This is a genomic window from Fusobacterium ulcerans (assembly GCF_003019675.1).
Lineage (GTDB): Bacteria > Fusobacteriota > Fusobacteriia > Fusobacteriales > Fusobacteriaceae > Fusobacterium_A > Fusobacterium_A ulcerans.
This window is the reverse complement of the sequence record NZ_CP028105.1, coordinates 2,000,964-2,018,634: the sequence shown is the minus strand read 5'-3', so window position 1 is coordinate 2,018,634 and position 17,671 is coordinate 2,000,964. Positions and strand designations below refer to the sequence as shown.

The following is a 17,671-nucleotide window of genomic DNA, read 5'->3' as shown; positions in this document are numbered from 1 at the left end:
TCATCTCCATTAACTAAAACTTATTTCAGTAAGCGATTTATTTACTCTCTCTATACTTTTACATTCTCCTGTTTCCATATCTATCTCTACTTCTATTCCGTTTAATCTCTCATTTCCTTCAGCTATTTCAAATCTCTGAGGAAGTGCATTTAAAAATTTTGGAAGTATTGATTCAACAGACATTCCTATAACTCCATTATCTGATCCAGTCATTCCCACATCAGTAATATATCCTGTTCCCTCTGGAAGTATCTTATTATCTGCTGTCTGGATATGTGTATGTGTTCCATATACTACTGAAACATATCCATCTACATGCCAACCCATGGCTATTTTCTCTGAAGTAGCTTCAGCATGAAAATCTATTATGATAATTTTTGTTTCTTTTTTTATCTCTTCTATTAGTTCTTTTGCTTTTTTAAATGGACAGTCAATAGGAGGCATAAAAACTCTTCCTTGAAGAGATATTATCCCAACTTTATTTCCATTTCTATCTTTTACTATAGTGTGCCCTACTCCTGGTACTCCATCTGGGTAATTTGCTGGTCTCAATACTTTGTCTGTTTTATCAAGATAATCATAAAATTCTTTTTTATCCCAGATATGATTTCCACCAGTTATAACATCACATCCCCAGCTAAATAATTGATCTGCCAGTTTTCCTGTTATTCCAAATCCTGCTGCTGAATTTTCCCCATTTACTATAACCAGATCATAATCTTTTCTCTTTCTTTCCAAATATGTTCTTAATGTTTCTCTTCCTGGATTTCCTACTATATCTCCAACTATTAAAACTTTCATTTTCGTCCTTCTTTCTATAACGTTTTATCCAACACAAATTATATCATTTTTTCTCTAATTTTAAAACCCCACTAAAATATATGATTAGTATTTTAGTGGGGTGATTATTTTCTATTACATTTTTTCTTACTTAGCGTATTCTACTGCTCTAGTTTCTCTAACAATAGTAACTTTTATCTGTCCAGGATACTGCATTGTTTCCTCGATTTTCTTAGCCACATCTCTAGACATTTTAGTAGCTGCATCATCACTTATAGAATCTGGATTGATTATTATTCTAATTTCTCTTCCAGCTTGTATAGCATAAGATGATTCAACACCATTGAATGAATTTGCTATTTCTTCAAGACTTTCCAATCTCTTTAGATAAGCAGTAAGAGTTTCTCTTCTTGCTCCTGGTCTTGATGCTGATATAGCATCTGCTGCCTGTACAAGTATAGCCTCCACAGTTTCAAATTCTACTTCATTGTGATGGGCCATAACAGCATTTATTACATCTGATTTCTCTCCGAATTTTTTCAAGAATTCTCCACCAATAATAGCATGAGAAGCTTCTATATCATTTTCAAGAACTTTTCCTACATCGTGTAAAAGTCCTGCTCTTTTTGCCAATTCTGTATCTGCACCTATCTCAGCTGCTAGATTAGCCGATAATTTAGCTACCTCTATTGAATGAGTAAGCACATTTTGTCCATAACTTGTTCTAAATTTCAATCTTCCTAAAGTTCTTATTACTTCAGGATGCATTGCTGGTATTCCTAATTCAATTAATGCTTCTTCTCCAGCATCTACAATTTCTTTCTCTATTTCTTTTTTAGCTTTGTTTACTACTTCTTCGATTTTACCTGGATGGATTCTTCCATCAGTGATAAGTTTTTCAATAGCTATTCTTGCTATTTCTCTTTTTACTCCATCAAAACTAGAAAGCACTACTGCTTCTGGAGTATCATCAATTATAATATCTACACCTGTTAAAGCTTCAATAGCTCTTATATTTCTTCCTTCTCTTCCAATTATTCTTCCTTTCATTTCATCATTAGGAAGATTTACAACTGAAACAGTCGCATCTACCACATAATCAGCTGATGCTTTACCTATAGAAGTTGAAAGTATTCTTCTAGATATTCTGTCTTTCTCATCTTCAAGTTTGCATTCATATTCTTTAATAGCTACAGCAGTTTCATGAGTAAGATCATCTCTTAATTTTGCTATCAGAATATCTCTTGCTTCTACTTTTGAAAGTCCAGATATTCTTTCAAGTTCATTTTCCTGTTGTAATCTTATTTTATCTATTTCTTCTCTTTTTAGCTCAAGTTCTTCAGTTGTTCTTTCAAGTTCCTGACTCTTAACTTCTAATTTTTCTATTTTATTATCCAAAGCTTCTTCTTTTTTAGTAAGTCTTGCTTCTTTTTGAAGAAGTTCATTTTTAGAGTTTTTAATCTCTCTTTCAGCTTCCTCTTTTAATTGATACACATGTTCTTTAGCTTTCAGCTCTATCTCTTTTCCCTTTGCTGCTGCTTCTTTTTCAGCTAATTCTATTATTTCTTTAGCCTTTATTTTTGATTTTGTAACCTCATCCTCTAAATCATTTAATTCATTTATCTTTTTATCTATAACAGACTTTTTATACATCAACGAAATGATGATACTAAGTCCGATTATCGCTAATCCTATACTTATTCCTATATTCATAATTTATCCTTTCTCCATTTTTTTATTTTATTTAAAACTTTCTACTGCCTCATCTTCTGTTTCGTATATTTCGAATATTTCGTCTAATCCTATCATTTCAAATATAGTCTTAATATTCTCATTTAAATTTATAAGTTTAATGTCTCCACCTATATCTTTTACTACTCTTAATTTCCCTCTTAGGATTCCCATAGCCAGACTGTTAATGTGAACTAATTCCTCAAAATCGATTATGAATTTTATTGTGTCCATCTCAACAAGTTTTGTTATTCTTTCTTTTAATTTTGGAGCTACTAAAGCATCTAATTCACCAATCACTTTTATAACTTTTATATCCCCAACATTTTTTTCGATTATATCAAAATTTTCTACCATTTTTTATACAGCCTCCTTAATTCTCTTTTCTATCTTAAACAGTGTTCCATTCAACTTTTTTTCAATTTTAAAATTGTCAGCTATGGCTCTTGCTATATACAATCCCATTCCGCCTTCTTCTTTACTCAATTTTTCCTCATCAAAACCTATTCCATTATCTTCTACTATCAACTGTATTATATCATTTGACTTCTGTATTTCTAGAATAATGTCTCCTGGCTTATACTTATATCCATGTTCTACCACATTTGTTGAAAGTTCATCTACAACAGACAACAACTGAAATATATCTTTTTCATTTATATGCTGAACTTCTAAATAAGTTTTTACCAAAGCTCTAATAAGAGATAAATTCTCTAAAGAAGATGGGATTGACATCCTAATGATATTTTTCACTCTCCTATCACCTTCTCTCTTTAAATTCTGTTATTTTCCATTCCCCTTTTTCTAATAAAAATTTTACATCAAAATATATGGTTCTATCTTCAAAATTAAATGCAGTTATGTTACTAGCATTTTTATTATAAAACTTTGGCTTAGTAACAAATATATTTATTTGGGAAAAATCTATTTTTTCTATTTCTTTCCCTAAAAAAACATTTTTCAAAGAAAAATTAAGCGTTTTCTGCAAACTTTCTGTATCACCATTTTGTAAATCTATCTTTATCTTCTCTATCAATGTTTCTAGAGTGTTTTTATCTTTTTCTCTTTCAGTTAATAATTTTTGATATTTAATAATCAAAGGATTTTCACCTTGAATCATTTTGTTCTCATTAAGTTGTTTTTTGAGTTTTTCTAATTCCCAATTTTCATATAAGTATACATATTGTTTTTCATACTCATTCTCAACTTTTTTATTTATCAAATTAGAACATCCTGTTAAAAAAAAGATTGAAATTATCCAAATAAAAATCTTTCTCATAATTACATACACCTAATCCCTATTACTATTAATAATACCATATCACTATGTTTTTATCAAGAATTTAATTACACTTGATCGCAGTTAATCACAACTTTAATTCAGATGTTATTTTATCAATTATTTCCTCTTCACTCATTTCATCTAAATTATACCATGTATATGAAGAATCATTTTTAAACCATGTAAACTGTCTTTTTGCATATCTTCTTGAATCTCTTTTAATATTTTCAACTGCTTCTTCAAAGGTACAGTTATTATTAAAATAATCTATTAATTGTGTATAACCTATAATATTTATTTTTCTTAAATTGTCTCCATATTTTTCATACAATTTTCTCACTTCTTCTGAAAGACCTTTTTCCAACATTATATCTACTCTCATATTTATTCTTTCATAAAGAACATCTCTATTTCTTTCTAAAGCTACTTTTAAAAAGCTGTAATTATTCCCTTTTATATTTTTTTTAGCCAAAACAGAAAATTTTTCTCCTGTTAATTTAAATACTTCCAAAGCCCGTTCTACTCTTCTTCTATTATTTTTATGTATATCCAATGCAGCTTGTGGATCTACAGCTGCAAGTTCATTATATAGTTCTTCTATATCTTTTTTCATAAGTTCCTCACGAAGTACTGGGTCTCCTGCTGGTAAAGAGGATAATCCATCAGTTATCGAACTTATATACAATCCAGTTCCTCCTGTGAGGATAATATTTTTTTTCTTAGTTTCTTTTTCTTTCAAAATGTTATCCACATCTTTTTGGAAATCTCCTACATTGTATTTTTTTACAGGTTCTACTATATCAAGCATATAGTGTTTTATTCCCTGCATCTCTTCTGTAGTAATTTTAGCTGTTCCTATATCCATTCCTTTATATACTTGAGCAGAATCTGCTGAAATTATATCCGCCTTCAATAGTTTTGCCATTTTAATAGATAAATCTGTTTTCCCTACTCCAGTAGGACCTGCAATTACTAATCCCCTCAACATCTATTTTCCTTTCTAAAAATCACAAAAAAGCTGAATAATGTAAATTCAGCTTTCATGTTTTTATATATTCATTACTCTACATATTCAAACTCTACATCTGCTATTCTTACATTGTCTCCATCTTGAATTCCAGCTTCTCTCATAGCTTCTTCCAATCCAAGTGATCTCATCATATGAAGGAAATTAATGATAGATTCTTCTTCCATAGTAATAACATATTTAGCAAGAACTTCATCTAAAATTCTTCCTTCTATTACATATGTTCCCTCTTCATCCTGAGTTATTACAAAATTTTCCATATTTCCTTTTATTTCTCTCAACACTTCATTTACATTTACTTCATCTTCCAATGGTTCTCTCTCTATTTCTTGAAGCATTGAGTAACTTCTGTAAAGCACCTCTTTGATTCCTTCATTTAAGATAACAGAAACTGGGAAAACCTCATGACCTTGAGCTTCTACATGAGCCTTAAACTTTTCATATTTTTCCATATCCCATAATAAATCCATTTTATTGGCAAGAATTATCTGTTTTTTAGTTGAAAGTTTTTCACTAAACTTCTTTAATTCAAAATTTATTTTTTCATAATCTTCAATAGCATCTCTTCCTTCTATTTCAGCCACATCCACAAGATGATATATCATTTTACATCTCTCTATATGTCTAAGAAATTTATCTCCAAGTCCTACACCTTCATGAGCTCCCTCTATAAGTCCTGGTATGTCTGCTATTACAAATGATTTTCCCTCTTCAAGTCTTACTACTCCTAATTTTGGTTCAAGAGTAGTGAAGTGATAGCTTCCTACTTTAGAGTTAGCTGCTGACACTCTATTGATAAAGCTTGATTTTCCAACTGATGGATACCCTACAAGAGCTACATCAGCTAAAAGTTTTAATTCAAGTTTTACTTTTATTTCTGCTCCTTCTCTACCTTTTCCAGCAATTCTTGGAGTCTTTCTTGTAGAAGATTTAAAGTGAACATTTCCTGCTCCTCCTCTTCCACCTTTTAATAATATTCTAGGCTCCCCTTCTACATTCATATCTAGAAGAAGTTTTCCAGTTTCTATATCTCTCACTTGAGTTCCAACTGGTACTTTTATAACAAGATCTTCTCCTGTTTTTCCATACATTTGTTTTTTTTGTCCATTTTCTCCATTTTCAGCTTTAAATACTTTTTTAAATTTAAAGTCAATCAGAGTATTTATGTTAGGATCTGCAATGAATATTACATTTCCTCCATTTCCTCCATCTCCTCCATCTGGTCCACCGAATTGGATGTACTTCTCTCTTCTGAAAGCTGCTGATCCATCTCCTCCATTACCGGCTTTGACCGTTACTATTACCTCATCTATAAACATCTTATTTTCACTCCCGATTATATATCAAATTTTCTATCAATATATTTTACCTTAATTTATATCTTTTTGCAAGTTTTCTTCATAAGGTTTGAACATGAATGAAATATTTTTTTATTGCTTTTTTTTAGAATTTATTGTATATAATATCTATATGTTATCTAATACTTTATCTCTAATTTTTATAATGAATATATAAATCTAACTGTATATTCACAGAAATTTTATTAATTTTAGAAAATTATTATATAATAATATTAAAGCTTTAAAGAAAAATTTTATAAATTATTTCTTCAATTTAAATATACAAAAAATAAAATTCTTTACTGCTATTAAATATGTATTTAATTGAAAATTGTTATTGATAAAGTAATTTTTAGAATTATACTTATAATGCTTATGTTCTTTATCAAACTTTTTTAATCTTAATATTACTTGAATTTAACAGGAGGATAAAAATGAAAAAATTATTTATTTCTGCATTACTAATCGTATCTTCAGTTGCAGCTTTAGCAGCATCAGAGGGAGTAGGATTTGGATACAAAGATGAAATTAAAGTTTCTGTTGAAAAAAATGGAGACAAAATCGTTGCTATAAAAGTTTTAGAAATGAAAGATACTAAAAGAATAGCTGAGCCAGCTATTGAAAAATTAACTTCTGAAATTATAGCTAAACAATCTGTTGATGTTGATGATGTAGCAGGTGCTACTTATACTTCACAAGGATTTAAAGAAGCTGTAGCTGACGCTTTAAAAAAATAGCACATAATTAAAAGAGGATAGCCATAATCAAAGATTTGATCTATCCTCTTTTTTATTTCTTTAATTTATTTTTCTTGCAAATCTTTTAAACTTTTCAAATTCATTTTCAAATAATCTCTGCCATTCTTCATTATATCCAAATAAGGCTCGTTTATGTATTTTAAATAAATAATCTATAATCCATGTTTCATTTTCAGTGATGGGAATACAATATTTTTTTTTCGTTTCTTCTGCAATACATAATCCATAGATAGGTTTTCTGCTGTAGTTGCTTCTTGCTTCTTCTAAATAAATCCATACTATATTATCAATATCCATGATATATAAATATTTTTCAAGTCTAAAAAGCATCCATTTTTCATTTATCCAAACATTTTTTATCAATGGTTTTTCACTGCATAATTCATTTATTTTCTGCCAAGTATATTCATAACTTGATGATTTTTCACAATAATCTTTTAAATAACCTAAATAACTATCTTTTTCTGATTTTATTATTAAGTAAGATGCTGCTGTCACCAAGAAAAAAGAAAGACCTGTTAACAGCCACATTACTGTAATATCTATAGCAATTCCATCAATTGAAGATGGAACTTTGTCCACTTGAATAATCAAAGGTAAAAAAGTTCTTTTTTGATCATATGGAGCTTTTGTAAATTCTAAATAATATTTTTTTAACTCTCTCTCCATATTCAATATTGTTCCTTTTAAATTTACAGTATAATTTTTAAATTCACTTCTATCTTTTGTCTGTGAAGCCTTTATCAGAGTCTCTTTTAACTCTTCAAACTCTCTTGCTTTTTTCCCTTTCACATAGACAGCAATCCATTTCTGTTTATTTTCATCTATTGGAATTATATATGCTTTATCTGATGTTTCTCCCATTCCATAATCATATCCTGCAAATGGACCCAATAAAAAGTCTGTTTCTATTTGAACATATTCACCTTTTAATTTTAAGCTTTTTAATTTTTCTATTGATATAGGTCCTCCAAAATAAGATATGTAACCTCTTAAACAAAATAAAAAAATTAATATTGCTCCCATTATAAAAAGAAATGCAGCTAATCTATTTTTTCTCTTTATTGAATATCCAATATTATTAATTCCCATTATATTTCCCCTTATTTTTATAGCTCTTTAAATATATTATAATTAACCACTGCAAATGGTGATATTTCATAAATATTATCTGAAAATTCCGATACTTTTATTTCATAATTCTGTTCATCTAAAGTTACTTTTTTCACTTCATTAACAAGTGTTTTAAATAAAAAGCTACTCTTAAATATAGCACCAAAAAGAATTATCTTTTCAGGATTTATTACTGAAATTATTCCATCAACAGCATGAGCTGTGAGATAAATTGCCTCATTCATTATATTTAAAGTAAGCATATCTTTTTCTTTTACAGCATTTATTATGTCTCCGATATCCAAACTCCCTTTTTCACTAAGAGTATTTTTAAGACTGCTGTAATTATTCAGTTTTATTTGAGATACTACCTTTTTAATAACTGCTACATTGGATACTTCTGTTTCAAGGCATCCTCTCTTTCCACATGAACATTTCTCTGAGCTATTTCTTTTTACCACCATATGTCCAAGCTCTCCTGACATAGATCCATATCCATGATAAAGAGAATCATTTAAGAAAATACTTCCTCCTACTCCATCTCCTATGCTCAATACAACAAAATTATGTTTCTCTTTGCAGGAACCAAATATTTTTTCAGTAAGTGCCATCCCTCTTACATCATTTTCTATAAAGACTCTTTTCTTAAACTTTTCCTCTAGCAGTTTTTTGAGCTTTATATTTTTCCAATTATAATGTGGAGAAAATATAGATATTCCTGCTTCACTATCTACCATCCCATTCATTATTATAGATATTATTGTTATCTCTTCGCTTCTTAGTTCTTTTTTTATGAGGGCTTCAACTGCTTTTAATATATTATTTTCCTTTTTAGCCAGCCTTTTCTTTAACGAATATCTTTTAGTCCTCAATATTTTTCCATTTATGTCTCCAATAGATATTTGAATAAATCTTGGTGCCAATGATACTCCAAGTATCATTCCTATATTTTCTTCATTTATTCTAAGTATAAGTGGTTTTCTTCCACCAGTAGAAACTCCTTCACTATATTCTTTTATAATCCCTTTCTCTAAAAAGGCATTTACAATTTTTCCGATTCCTGCTGGGGTAATATTGAGTTCTTTTGCCAGCTCTACTCTTGAAGTTCCATTACTATTTTTTATAAATTCCAATGTCTTCATTTTTGCACTTGTTGGTTTCATATTTCCCCCTTTCATATATACTCTTATTATACAACATTTTTCAGAAAACTCCAAAAACTTATTTTACTAAGTTTATAAAGATGAGGTGTTTTTTTGTAATTTTAGTTGTTAAAATCAATTTATACTATATACTTATATTAAGGTAGGCTAGATTTTTAGAAAAGAATTTGCGGAGGTTGAATATAATATGATAAAAGGATTGGTACAAGATTTTAAAACTCTATTTAATCATTCAGGAGCTGTTGAGGTATTCTTTTCTCCTGGAAGAGTAAATCTTATAGGAGAACATACTGACTATAATGGTGGATTTGTATTCCCTTGTGCATTGGATTTTGGTACTTACGCAGTTGTAAAAAGAAGAGATGATAATATTTTTAGAATGTATTCTAAAAACTTTGAAAAATTAGGAACAAAAGAATTTTCTTTGGATAAGCTTATAAATACTCCATCTGATAATTGGGCTAATTATCCTAAAGGAGTAATAAAAACTTTTATAGATGCTGGATATAAAATAGATAAAGGATTTGATGTAATGTTCTTTGGAAATATTCCAAATGGTGCTGGACTTTCTTCTTCAGCTTCAATAGAGCTTCTTACATCAGTTATCTTAAAAGAAATCTTTAAACTTGATATAGATATGGTAGAAATGGTAAAGCTTTCTCAAAAAGCTGAGAACGAATTTATAGGAGTAAACTGTGGAATAATGGATCAATTTGCTATTGGAATGGGTAAAAAAGATAATGCTATTCTTTTAGACTGCAATACTCTTGAATATCACTATGCTACTGTAGAATTAGATGGAGCATCAATAGTTATAGCTAACACAAATAAAAAAAGAGGACTTGCTGATTCTAAATATAATGAAAGAAGAAATTCTTGTGAAGCAGCTGTTAAAGTCTTAAATGAAAATGGAATAAATATAAAAAATCTTGGAGAACTTTCAGTAGAAAAATTCAATGAAGTAAAACATTTTATAACTGATGAGGAGCAATTAAAAAGAGCCACTCATGCAGTAACTGAAAATGAAAGAACTAAAACAGCTGTTGAAAAATTAAATTCTGGTGATGTAGAAGCCTTTGGAAAACTTATGAATCAATCTCATATTTCTTTGAGAGATGACTATGAAGTAACAGGATTTGAACTTGATTCTCTAGTAGAAGCTGCATGGGAAGCAAAAGGTGTAATAGGTGCTCGTATGACTGGTGCTGGGTTTGGAGGATGTACTGTAAGCATTGTAAAAGATGAATTCATTGATGAATTTATAAAATCTGTTGGAGAAAAATACAAAGCAAAAACTGGATTAACTGCTGATTTCTATGTAGCTAAAATTGGTGATGGAAGTAGAAAGTTAGGTGATTTTTAATGAATATATTTGAAGAGGTAAAGTTACTGCTGGCTTATGGATTAAAAAATGACCTCATAGGAAAATATGATGAAATTATATCCAGAAATGAGATTATATCCCTTTTAAAACTTGAAGACTGGGAAGATACAGATATCTCTTCCAGAACTATCCCTCAATATCCAAATGAAATACTGGAAAATATATGTAACTGGGCTGTGGAAAAAGGTATAATTGAAGACAGTATTGTTGTAAAAGATCTTTTTGATACAGAGATAATGGGGAAAATAACTCCATCTGCCACTCATGTAATAGATAAATTTATAAAAATATCAAGTCTTGGAGGAATAGAAAAGGCTACTGACAATTATTATGAATTTGCTCAAAAAACTAACTATATAAGAACAGACAGAATAGCAAAAAATATGTACTGGTATTCAAATACAGAATATGGAGATATGGAAATAACTGTAAATCTTTCAAAGCCTGAAAAAGATCCAAGAGATATAGCCAAAGAAAGACTTCTTCCTCCATCAGCATATCCTAAGTGTCTTTTATGTTATGAAAATGTTGGATATGCAGGAAGATTAAATCATCCTGCCAGACAAAATCATAGAGTTCTTCCATTTTTCTTAGAGGGAGAGCAATGGTTCCTTCAATATTCTCCATATGTTTATTACAATGAACATGCTATTATTTTTTCTGGGGAACATAGACCTATGAAAATAAACAGAGATGCTTTTAATAGAATAACAGCTTTTGTTGAACAGGTTCCTCATTATTTTGTAGGATCAAATGCTGACCTTCCAATTGTTGGAGGATCAATTTTAAGTCATGATCACTATCAGGGAGGACATCATGAATTTCCAATGGCAAAATCTCCTGTAGAAAAATCTATAATTTTTAAAGGGTTTGAAGATGTTGAAGCGGGAATAGTTAAATGGCCTATGTCAGTTATAAGAATAAAAAGTCCTGACAGAAAAAAACTGGTGGACCTTGCAGTAAAAATACTTGATAACTGGAGAGGATACAGTGACGAATCTCTGGGAATATACGCATTCTCTGGAGATACTCCTCATAATACTGTGACTCCTATTGGAAGGAGAAGAGGAAAAGATTTTGAGCTTGACCTTGTCCTTAGAAATAACAGAACAAGTGATGAGCATCCTTTAGGAATATTCCATCCACATGAAGATGTCCATAATATAAAAAAAGAAAATATAGGGCTTATTGAAGTTATGGGACTTGCTGTACTTCCTGGAAGATTGAAGGAAGAACTGGAAATACTAGGAAAATATATGACAGAACCTGACTTTGAAACTAAAATTAAAAATGATCCTAAAGTTGAAAAACATTTAAACTGGGCTGTTAATATTCAGAAAAAGCACTTTGAAATAACTCCTAAAAATGTAGAAGCTATCTTAAAAGATGAAGTTGGAATAACTTTTTCAAGAGTCCTTGAAGATGCTGGAGTGTACAAAAGAACCCCAGAGGGTCAAAAAGGTCTGCTGAGATTTGTTGAATATATTAACATGAATTAGATTAAAATTTTTAAAAATATGATGTATAATATAAAAAACACTATTTTCTAAGGAGGATAAAATGGCAATTTTAGTTTGTGGTGGAGCTGGGTATATTGGAAGTCATGTTACTAGAGCTCTTATTGACAGTGGAGAAGAGGTAATTGTACTTGATAATCTTCAAACTGGTCATGTTGATGCAGTTCACGAAAAAGCAAAACTTGTTCTTGGAGATCTAAGAGATGACGAGTTTATGGAAAGAGTATTTAAAGATAATAAAATAGATGGTGTAATTGATTTTGCTGCTTTCTCTTTAGTTGGAGAAAGTGTAGAAGAGCCTTTAAAATATTTTGAAAATAACTTCTATGGAACTTTATGTCTATTAAAAGCTATGAAAAAATATAATGTCAATAAAATAGTTTTCTCATCAACTGCTGCTACATATGGAGAACCTGAGAATATACCTATTCTCGAAAGCGATGCAACTTTCCCTACTAATCCATATGGAGAAAGTAAGCTAGCTGTTGAAAAAATGCTCAAATGGTGTGATAAAGCTTACGGAATAAAATATACAGCTTTGAGATATTTCAATGTTGCTGGTGCTCATCCTACTGGTGAAATAGGAGAAGATCACAGTCCTGAAAGCCATCTCATTCCAATTATACTTCAGGTAGCTCTTGGTAAAAGAGAACACATAGGAATATATGGAGATGACTATCCTACTGCTGATGGAACTTGTATCAGAGATTACATTCATGTAATGGACCTTGCTGATGCTCACATTCTTGCTCTAAAAAGATTAAATAATGGAGGAGAAAGTGAAATATTCAATCTAGGAAATGGAGAGGGATTCTCTGTAAAAGAGGTTATTGAAGTAGCCAGAAAAGTAACTAAGCATCCTATTCCAGCAATCGTTTCACCTAGAAGAGCTGGAGATCCTGCTAAACTTGTAGCAAGTTCTGATAAAGCTATGAAAGAATTAAAATGGAAGCCTAAATATAACACTCTTGAAAAAATAATTGATACAGCATGGACATGGCATAAAAATCATCCAAATGGATATGAAGATTAAAATATATAAAAATAAAGCTGGACTGCTTTTAGTTCAGCTTTTTATTATTTCTAAAAATATGCTATAATAACTTTAAATAATCTAGCTTTAGCAGGAGGCTTTTGTGGGAAAAAAAATATTAATTATAGATGATGAAATACATATATTAGAATTATTAAAATTAAATCTAGAAATTTATGGATATGAAGTTTTCACAACTGATACTGGAAATAATGTCATGTCTCTGATTGAAAAAATAAATCCAAATATTATTTTGTTAGATTTAATGCTTCCTGGAATGAATGGAATTGATATTTGCAAAAAAATAAGAAACAATCCTTTACTTAATAAAATAAGAATATTAATAATTAGTGCAAAATCTGAAGAAATAGATAAAATAGTCTGCCTTGAAATTGGAGCTGATGATTACATCACTAAGCCTTTTAGTTTAAGAGAAATGATTGCCCGTATAAATGCTTTTTCAAGAAGAATAGAATCTGATTCAACAATTATTTCAAATGATTCTCCTGTAAAAAGCAACGCAAATTATATATATTATAAAGATTTAAAAATAGACTTAGTAAAAAATCTAGTTTATAAAAATAATAATCCTCTAGAACTTACTATTAGAGAGTTCAAACTTTTTATTTTTTTATTAAATAACAAAGGAAAAGTTATCTCAAGGGAAAAAATATTTGAATCAGTATGGAATTATGAAAATAATAATCAAACTCGTTCTTTAGATGTTCATATAAGAAAGCTAAGACAAAAATTAGGTGATGAAAATAACTCCTATATAGAAACAATCCGAGGAACTGGATATAAAATACCTGACAATATATAATCTTAGGAGTATGCTATGAAAAGAAAATTTATTCTTATTTGTTTTTCAATTATTTTAACAAGCACCTTGATTGTTGGTCTTATTTTTAATAAAATGATAAAAAAAAATTATATTCAATCTATTTTTTTTAATGGAATATCTAACAGTAAATTAATTAGTGTATTTTTATCAGAAAATAAAAATGCTCATTTATATCTCTATAAACTTTCTCAATCTTTTTCTAAAAAAACTGATTTCAGAGTAACTTTTATCAACGAAGATGGCTTTCCTATTGCTGACTCTAATGATAACAGTATAATTTTTGCAACTCTTAAAGATATTCCTGAATTTCAAAGAGCAAAAAAAGGAATTACTTCTTATAGGGTTGTAAAAAATATTCCCAAGAAAATTAAAACTATTGAGATTTTTACTGGAGCAATCTCCCTTAATAATAAACCTGTAATTATTATGTTATCCAAAGATTTACTCCTTTTTGATGCTTTTAAAAAAGAAACTATTCTTATTATTTCCTTAGGAATAACCATATCAGGAATATTATCCATTATTTTATCTATTTATTTTATCAACAGAGCTACTAAACCTATTGACCTCTTAATAAAAGCTACTAAAGATACTGCAAAAGGGGATTTCAGCAATTCCATTCTTATTGAATCCCATGATGAAATTGAAGAATTAGCTGAAAATTTCAATTATATGAATTTTAAAATAAATGCTCTATTAAAAGATATACAAAAAAAAGCTGATAATCTTCAAGCTATAATTGATAACTTGCATGAAGGAATTATTGTAATTGACTATTCAGGGAAAATTATTTTGATTAATAATTTTGCAGTAAAAGAATTTCATCTTCAAAATAGACATTCTGATATATTTGCATATCCTGAACTAGAATTTTTTAATGAATATATAAAAAAATCTCTTGCTAGTAAAAAACCCCTCAATAATAAAATTGCTAAGAATAAGAATACTTATCAGATAAAAACAAATTTTATGAAAGATGGAAGTGAACAAGTTATTATTATTATTCAAAATATCACAAAACTTGAATTAGTTGAAGAACTTCGTAGAGAGTTTGTATCCAATGCTTCTCATGAATTAAAAACTCCTATTACCATTATAGGGGGATTTATTGAAACTATAAAATTAGGTCATTTTAAAGATAGAAAACAATTAGAATATTTTATAGATATTATAGATAGGGAAACTCAAAGATTAAATCATCTAGTAAATGATTTATTACAACTATCTCATATAGAAAATTCATCTAAAAATGAAAAAAATATCTATACAATTTCTTTATTAGATTCATTTAATACAATTACTTCTCTTTATAAAAATATAGCTATAAAAAAAGATATAACTATAAATACAACTGTTGAAAACATAACCATTATATCTTATATTTCTGAAGAATGGTTAAGAACAGTAGTTGGAAATTTAATTGATAATGCTATAAAATATACAGAAGCTTCAACTTCTATAAATGTCAAAGCTTCTGTTAAAAATTTAAAATTAACTGTATCTGTTGAAGATTTTGGTCGTGGAATTGAAAAAAATGAACTTAAAAAAATTTTTCATAGATTTTACAGAGTAGATAAATCACGCAATAGTAAAATAGAAGGTACTGGTCTTGGACTTTCAATTGTTAAAAATATGATTTTAAATATGAAAGGCAAAATTAAAGTAAAAAGTGAAATCAATAAAGGAAGTACTTTCACTTTAATTATCGATATCTTAGAAATCAAATCAAAAAGGCTAAACTCATAAGAGTTCAGCCTTTTTTTAATTAAATATATTTTATTTTTCTTTTTGTAATTTTGCCATTACTATTGGAGAAAATAGAGATAATATTGTAAATAGTATTAAAACTTTTGATACTGAACTTTTGAATAATATATCCATATTTCCATGATTCAATATTATAGATCTTCTTAACCCAGCTTCTCCAATTGGCCCTAAAATCAATGCCAATACTATAGATGCTGAATTTAACTGGAATTTATTAACAAAATATCCTATTATACCAAATACAAACATTATTCCTACATCTGTCATTTGATTATTTATAGCATATGACCCTATCACGCTTAACGAAAAAATAAGCGGAATAAGATAATTATCAGGAACTCTTGATATTCTGGCAAACATTTTTGAACCAGTCAATCCTAACAATAACATAAAAATATTAACTACTATAAATCCTGCAAAGAAAGTATAAGTTATTTTCCCATGAATAGTAAATAGATCAGGTCCTGGTTGTAACCCTTGAATTAATAGTCCTCCTAATAAAACAGCTGTTACACTTTCTCCAGGTATTCCCAATGTAAATGTTGGAATTAGCGACCCTCCAGTTACAGCATTATTAGCTGCCTCTGCTCCTGCTATTCCCTCTATACTTCCATGTCCAAATTCTTCTTTATGTTTAGAAAATCTCTTAGCTTCATTGTATCCTAAAAATGATGCTATACTTGCCCCTGCTCCTGGAAGTATTCCTATAAGATTTCCAATTACTGTTGATCTAAGTGTTGTAGGAAGTATTCTTTTTAATTCTGCTCTGCTTAAAAGGACTCTGTCATCAAAGTCTATCATCTTACCAGAAGCTTTTATCTTTTTTTCAGCCAGCATCAATACTTGCGACATAGAAAACAATCCTATTAATGAAGCTGTAAATGGTACTCCTGAAAGAAGACTTGGTATTCCAAAAGTAAATCTTGGATTTCCAAGCATTGGATCCATTCCTATTGTAGATATCATCAATCCTAATCCACCTGAAATAAGTCCTTTTGTTATTGATTTTGTACTTGCTCCTGCTATTATTGTCAATCCAAATATTGACAGCCAAAAATATTCAGCAGGACCAAATTTCAATGCAAGAGTTGCTAGAGTTGGAGCAAATAAATATAACGAAATTGAACTTAGTATTCCTCCTATAAAAGAAGCTATTACTGCTGTTCCTAAAGCTTTTCCTGCTTTCCCCTGTACTGTAAGTTCATATCCATCAATTGCAGTTGCTGCTGCTGCTGGTGTTCCTGGTGTACGGATAAGTATAGCTGATATTGATCCTCCAAAAATAGCTCCGCAATATACTCCTGCTAACACTATCAACCCTGTTGAAGCAGGCATTCCAAATGTTATTGGAATAAGAAGAGCCACTCCCATTGCAGCAGATAATCCAGGAAGAGCCCCTATTGTTATTCCTATAGCTACACTGACACATGCTGCTATTAAGTTTATTGGGCTGAGTGCTGTCATAAACCCATATAATATATCTGACATAATCTCCTCCTTTAAATTAAAAATCCGCTAGGCACAGGTACTCTCAAGAAAGCTACAAATACCAAATATATAAGAATACAAAAACCTACACTAGTGATGGCACTAAGTTTAATATTTGCTTTTAAGCCTATCATTGTTAACATCAAATAAACAAGTGTTGTTACGAAAAAACCTAGTAATTCTATTAAAAAAATATATATTGCAGAAATTACTATAATAAATAAAAACTGTTTTAGCTGAAGATCTGCAAAAATTTTCTCTTCATATTTTTCTTTAGATGTAAAACTTTTTATTCCTAACATGATAGTTAAAACTAATAATAACATACAAACAAACATTGGATATTTAGCTGCATTTTCTGGCAGAGATTTTATTAAAACAAAATAGAATGTTTCCAATATCAACAACCCTATTGTTAATATTTTATCATACTTACCCATTATT

General features: G+C 29.3%; 17 protein-coding genes. 6 read left to right on the top strand and 11 right to left on the bottom strand.

Features of this window, described 5'->3' with window-relative positions; genetic code table 11:
- Positions 1-9 precede the first annotated feature (9 nt).
- The 7 genes from C4N20_RS09430 to obgE form a co-directional block, all read right to left on the bottom strand.
- Positions 10-801, bottom strand: coding sequence for a TIGR00282 family metallophosphoesterase (locus C4N20_RS09430; protein WP_005979393.1), 792 nt, complete (start codon positions 799-801; stop codon positions 10-12).
- Positions 802-927: 126 nt separating this feature from the next.
- Positions 928-2,493 (bottom strand): ribonuclease Y, encoded by a 1,566-nt coding sequence (rny, locus tag C4N20_RS09425; protein ID WP_005979392.1) that lies wholly within the window; start codon positions 2,491-2,493, stop codon positions 928-930.
- Positions 2,494-2,520: 27 nt separating this feature from the next.
- Positions 2,521-2,868 carry an STAS domain-containing protein gene (locus C4N20_RS09420; protein WP_005979389.1) on the bottom strand — a complete coding sequence of 116 codons (348 nt, stop codon included), beginning with the start codon at positions 2,866-2,868 and terminating at the stop codon, positions 2,521-2,523.
- 3 nt (positions 2,869-2,871) lie between these two features.
- A complete protein-coding gene (locus tag C4N20_RS09415; protein WP_005979387.1) occupies positions 2,872-3,264 on the bottom strand; it encodes an ATP-binding protein in 393 nt (130 codons plus the stop codon).
- 7 nt (positions 3,265-3,271) lie between these two features.
- Positions 3,272-3,733 carry a hypothetical protein gene (locus C4N20_RS09410; protein WP_231940495.1) on the bottom strand — a complete coding sequence of 154 codons (462 nt, stop codon included), beginning with the start codon at positions 3,731-3,733 and terminating at the stop codon, positions 3,272-3,274.
- Between the two features lie 145 nt (positions 3,734-3,878).
- The gene (miaA, locus tag C4N20_RS09405; RefSeq protein WP_005979384.1) at positions 3,879-4,781 is read right to left on the bottom strand and encodes a tRNA (adenosine(37)-N6)-dimethylallyltransferase MiaA; all 903 of its coding nucleotides are present in this window, start codon (positions 4,779-4,781) and stop codon (positions 3,879-3,881) included.
- A gap of 71 nt (positions 4,782-4,852) precedes the next feature.
- Positions 4,853-6,139: a GTPase ObgE gene (gene obgE / locus C4N20_RS09400; RefSeq protein WP_005979382.1), complete on the bottom strand. Its 1,287-nt coding sequence runs from the start codon at positions 6,137-6,139 to the stop codon at positions 4,853-4,855.
- Positions 6,140-6,594: 455 nt separating this feature from the next.
- Between obgE and C4N20_RS09395 the strand changes: the two genes are divergently transcribed.
- Entirely contained in the window at positions 6,595-6,897 is a 303-nt protein-coding gene (locus C4N20_RS09395) for an FMN-binding protein (RefSeq protein WP_005979379.1), read from the top strand.
- A 60-nt stretch (positions 6,898-6,957) separates the two neighbouring features.
- On the opposite strand, the gene C4N20_RS09390 is transcribed toward C4N20_RS09395, so the two are convergent.
- A complete protein-coding gene (locus C4N20_RS09390) occupies positions 6,958-8,010 on the bottom strand; it encodes a DUF6709 family protein (RefSeq protein ID WP_005979377.1) in 1,053 nt (350 codons plus the stop codon).
- A 17-nt stretch (positions 8,011-8,027) separates the two neighbouring features.
- Positions 8,028-9,194: an ROK family protein gene (locus C4N20_RS09385; RefSeq protein WP_005979375.1), complete on the bottom strand. Its 1,167-nt coding sequence runs from the start codon at positions 9,192-9,194 to the stop codon at positions 8,028-8,030.
- A gap of 187 nt (positions 9,195-9,381) precedes the next feature.
- Between C4N20_RS09385 and C4N20_RS09380 the strand changes: the two genes are divergently transcribed.
- The 5 genes from C4N20_RS09380 to C4N20_RS09360 all read left to right on the top strand — a co-directional run bounded on the left by C4N20_RS09380 (position 9,382) and on the right by C4N20_RS09360 (position 15,718).
- Positions 9,382-10,557 carry a galactokinase gene (locus C4N20_RS09380; RefSeq protein WP_005979373.1) on the top strand — a complete coding sequence of 392 codons (1,176 nt, stop codon included), beginning with the start codon at positions 9,382-9,384 and terminating at the stop codon, positions 10,555-10,557.
- Positions 10,557-12,077 carry a UDP-glucose--hexose-1-phosphate uridylyltransferase gene (galT, locus tag C4N20_RS09375; protein WP_005979371.1) on the top strand — a complete coding sequence of 507 codons (1,521 nt, stop codon included), beginning with the start codon at positions 10,557-10,559 and terminating at the stop codon, positions 12,075-12,077. Before C4N20_RS09380 ends, galT begins: the two co-directional genes overlap by 1 nt.
- 61 nt (positions 12,078-12,138) lie before the next feature.
- On the top strand, positions 12,139-13,128 hold the full coding sequence (gene galE, locus C4N20_RS09370; RefSeq protein ID WP_005979368.1) for a UDP-glucose 4-epimerase GalE: 990 nt from the start codon (positions 12,139-12,141) through the stop codon (positions 13,126-13,128).
- Between the two features lie 103 nt (positions 13,129-13,231).
- Positions 13,232-13,951 carry a response regulator transcription factor gene (locus C4N20_RS09365; protein WP_005979366.1) on the top strand — a complete coding sequence of 240 codons (720 nt, stop codon included), beginning with the start codon at positions 13,232-13,234 and terminating at the stop codon, positions 13,949-13,951.
- A gap of 15 nt (positions 13,952-13,966) precedes the next feature.
- Positions 13,967-15,718 (top strand): sensor histidine kinase, encoded by a 1,752-nt coding sequence (locus tag C4N20_RS09360; RefSeq protein ID WP_005979364.1) that lies wholly within the window; start codon positions 13,967-13,969, stop codon positions 15,716-15,718.
- A 30-nt stretch (positions 15,719-15,748) separates the two neighbouring features.
- Here the strand turns inward: C4N20_RS09360 and C4N20_RS09355 are convergent, their stop codons facing one another.
- Positions 15,749-17,227 carry a tripartite tricarboxylate transporter permease gene (locus tag C4N20_RS09355; RefSeq protein ID WP_005979362.1) on the bottom strand — a complete coding sequence of 493 codons (1,479 nt, stop codon included), beginning with the start codon at positions 17,225-17,227 and terminating at the stop codon, positions 15,749-15,751.
- Between the two features lie 11 nt (positions 17,228-17,238).
- Positions 17,239-17,667 (bottom strand): tripartite tricarboxylate transporter TctB family protein, encoded by a 429-nt coding sequence (locus C4N20_RS09350; RefSeq protein ID WP_005979360.1) that lies wholly within the window; start codon positions 17,665-17,667, stop codon positions 17,239-17,241.
- Positions 17,668-17,671: the final 4 nt, after the last annotated feature.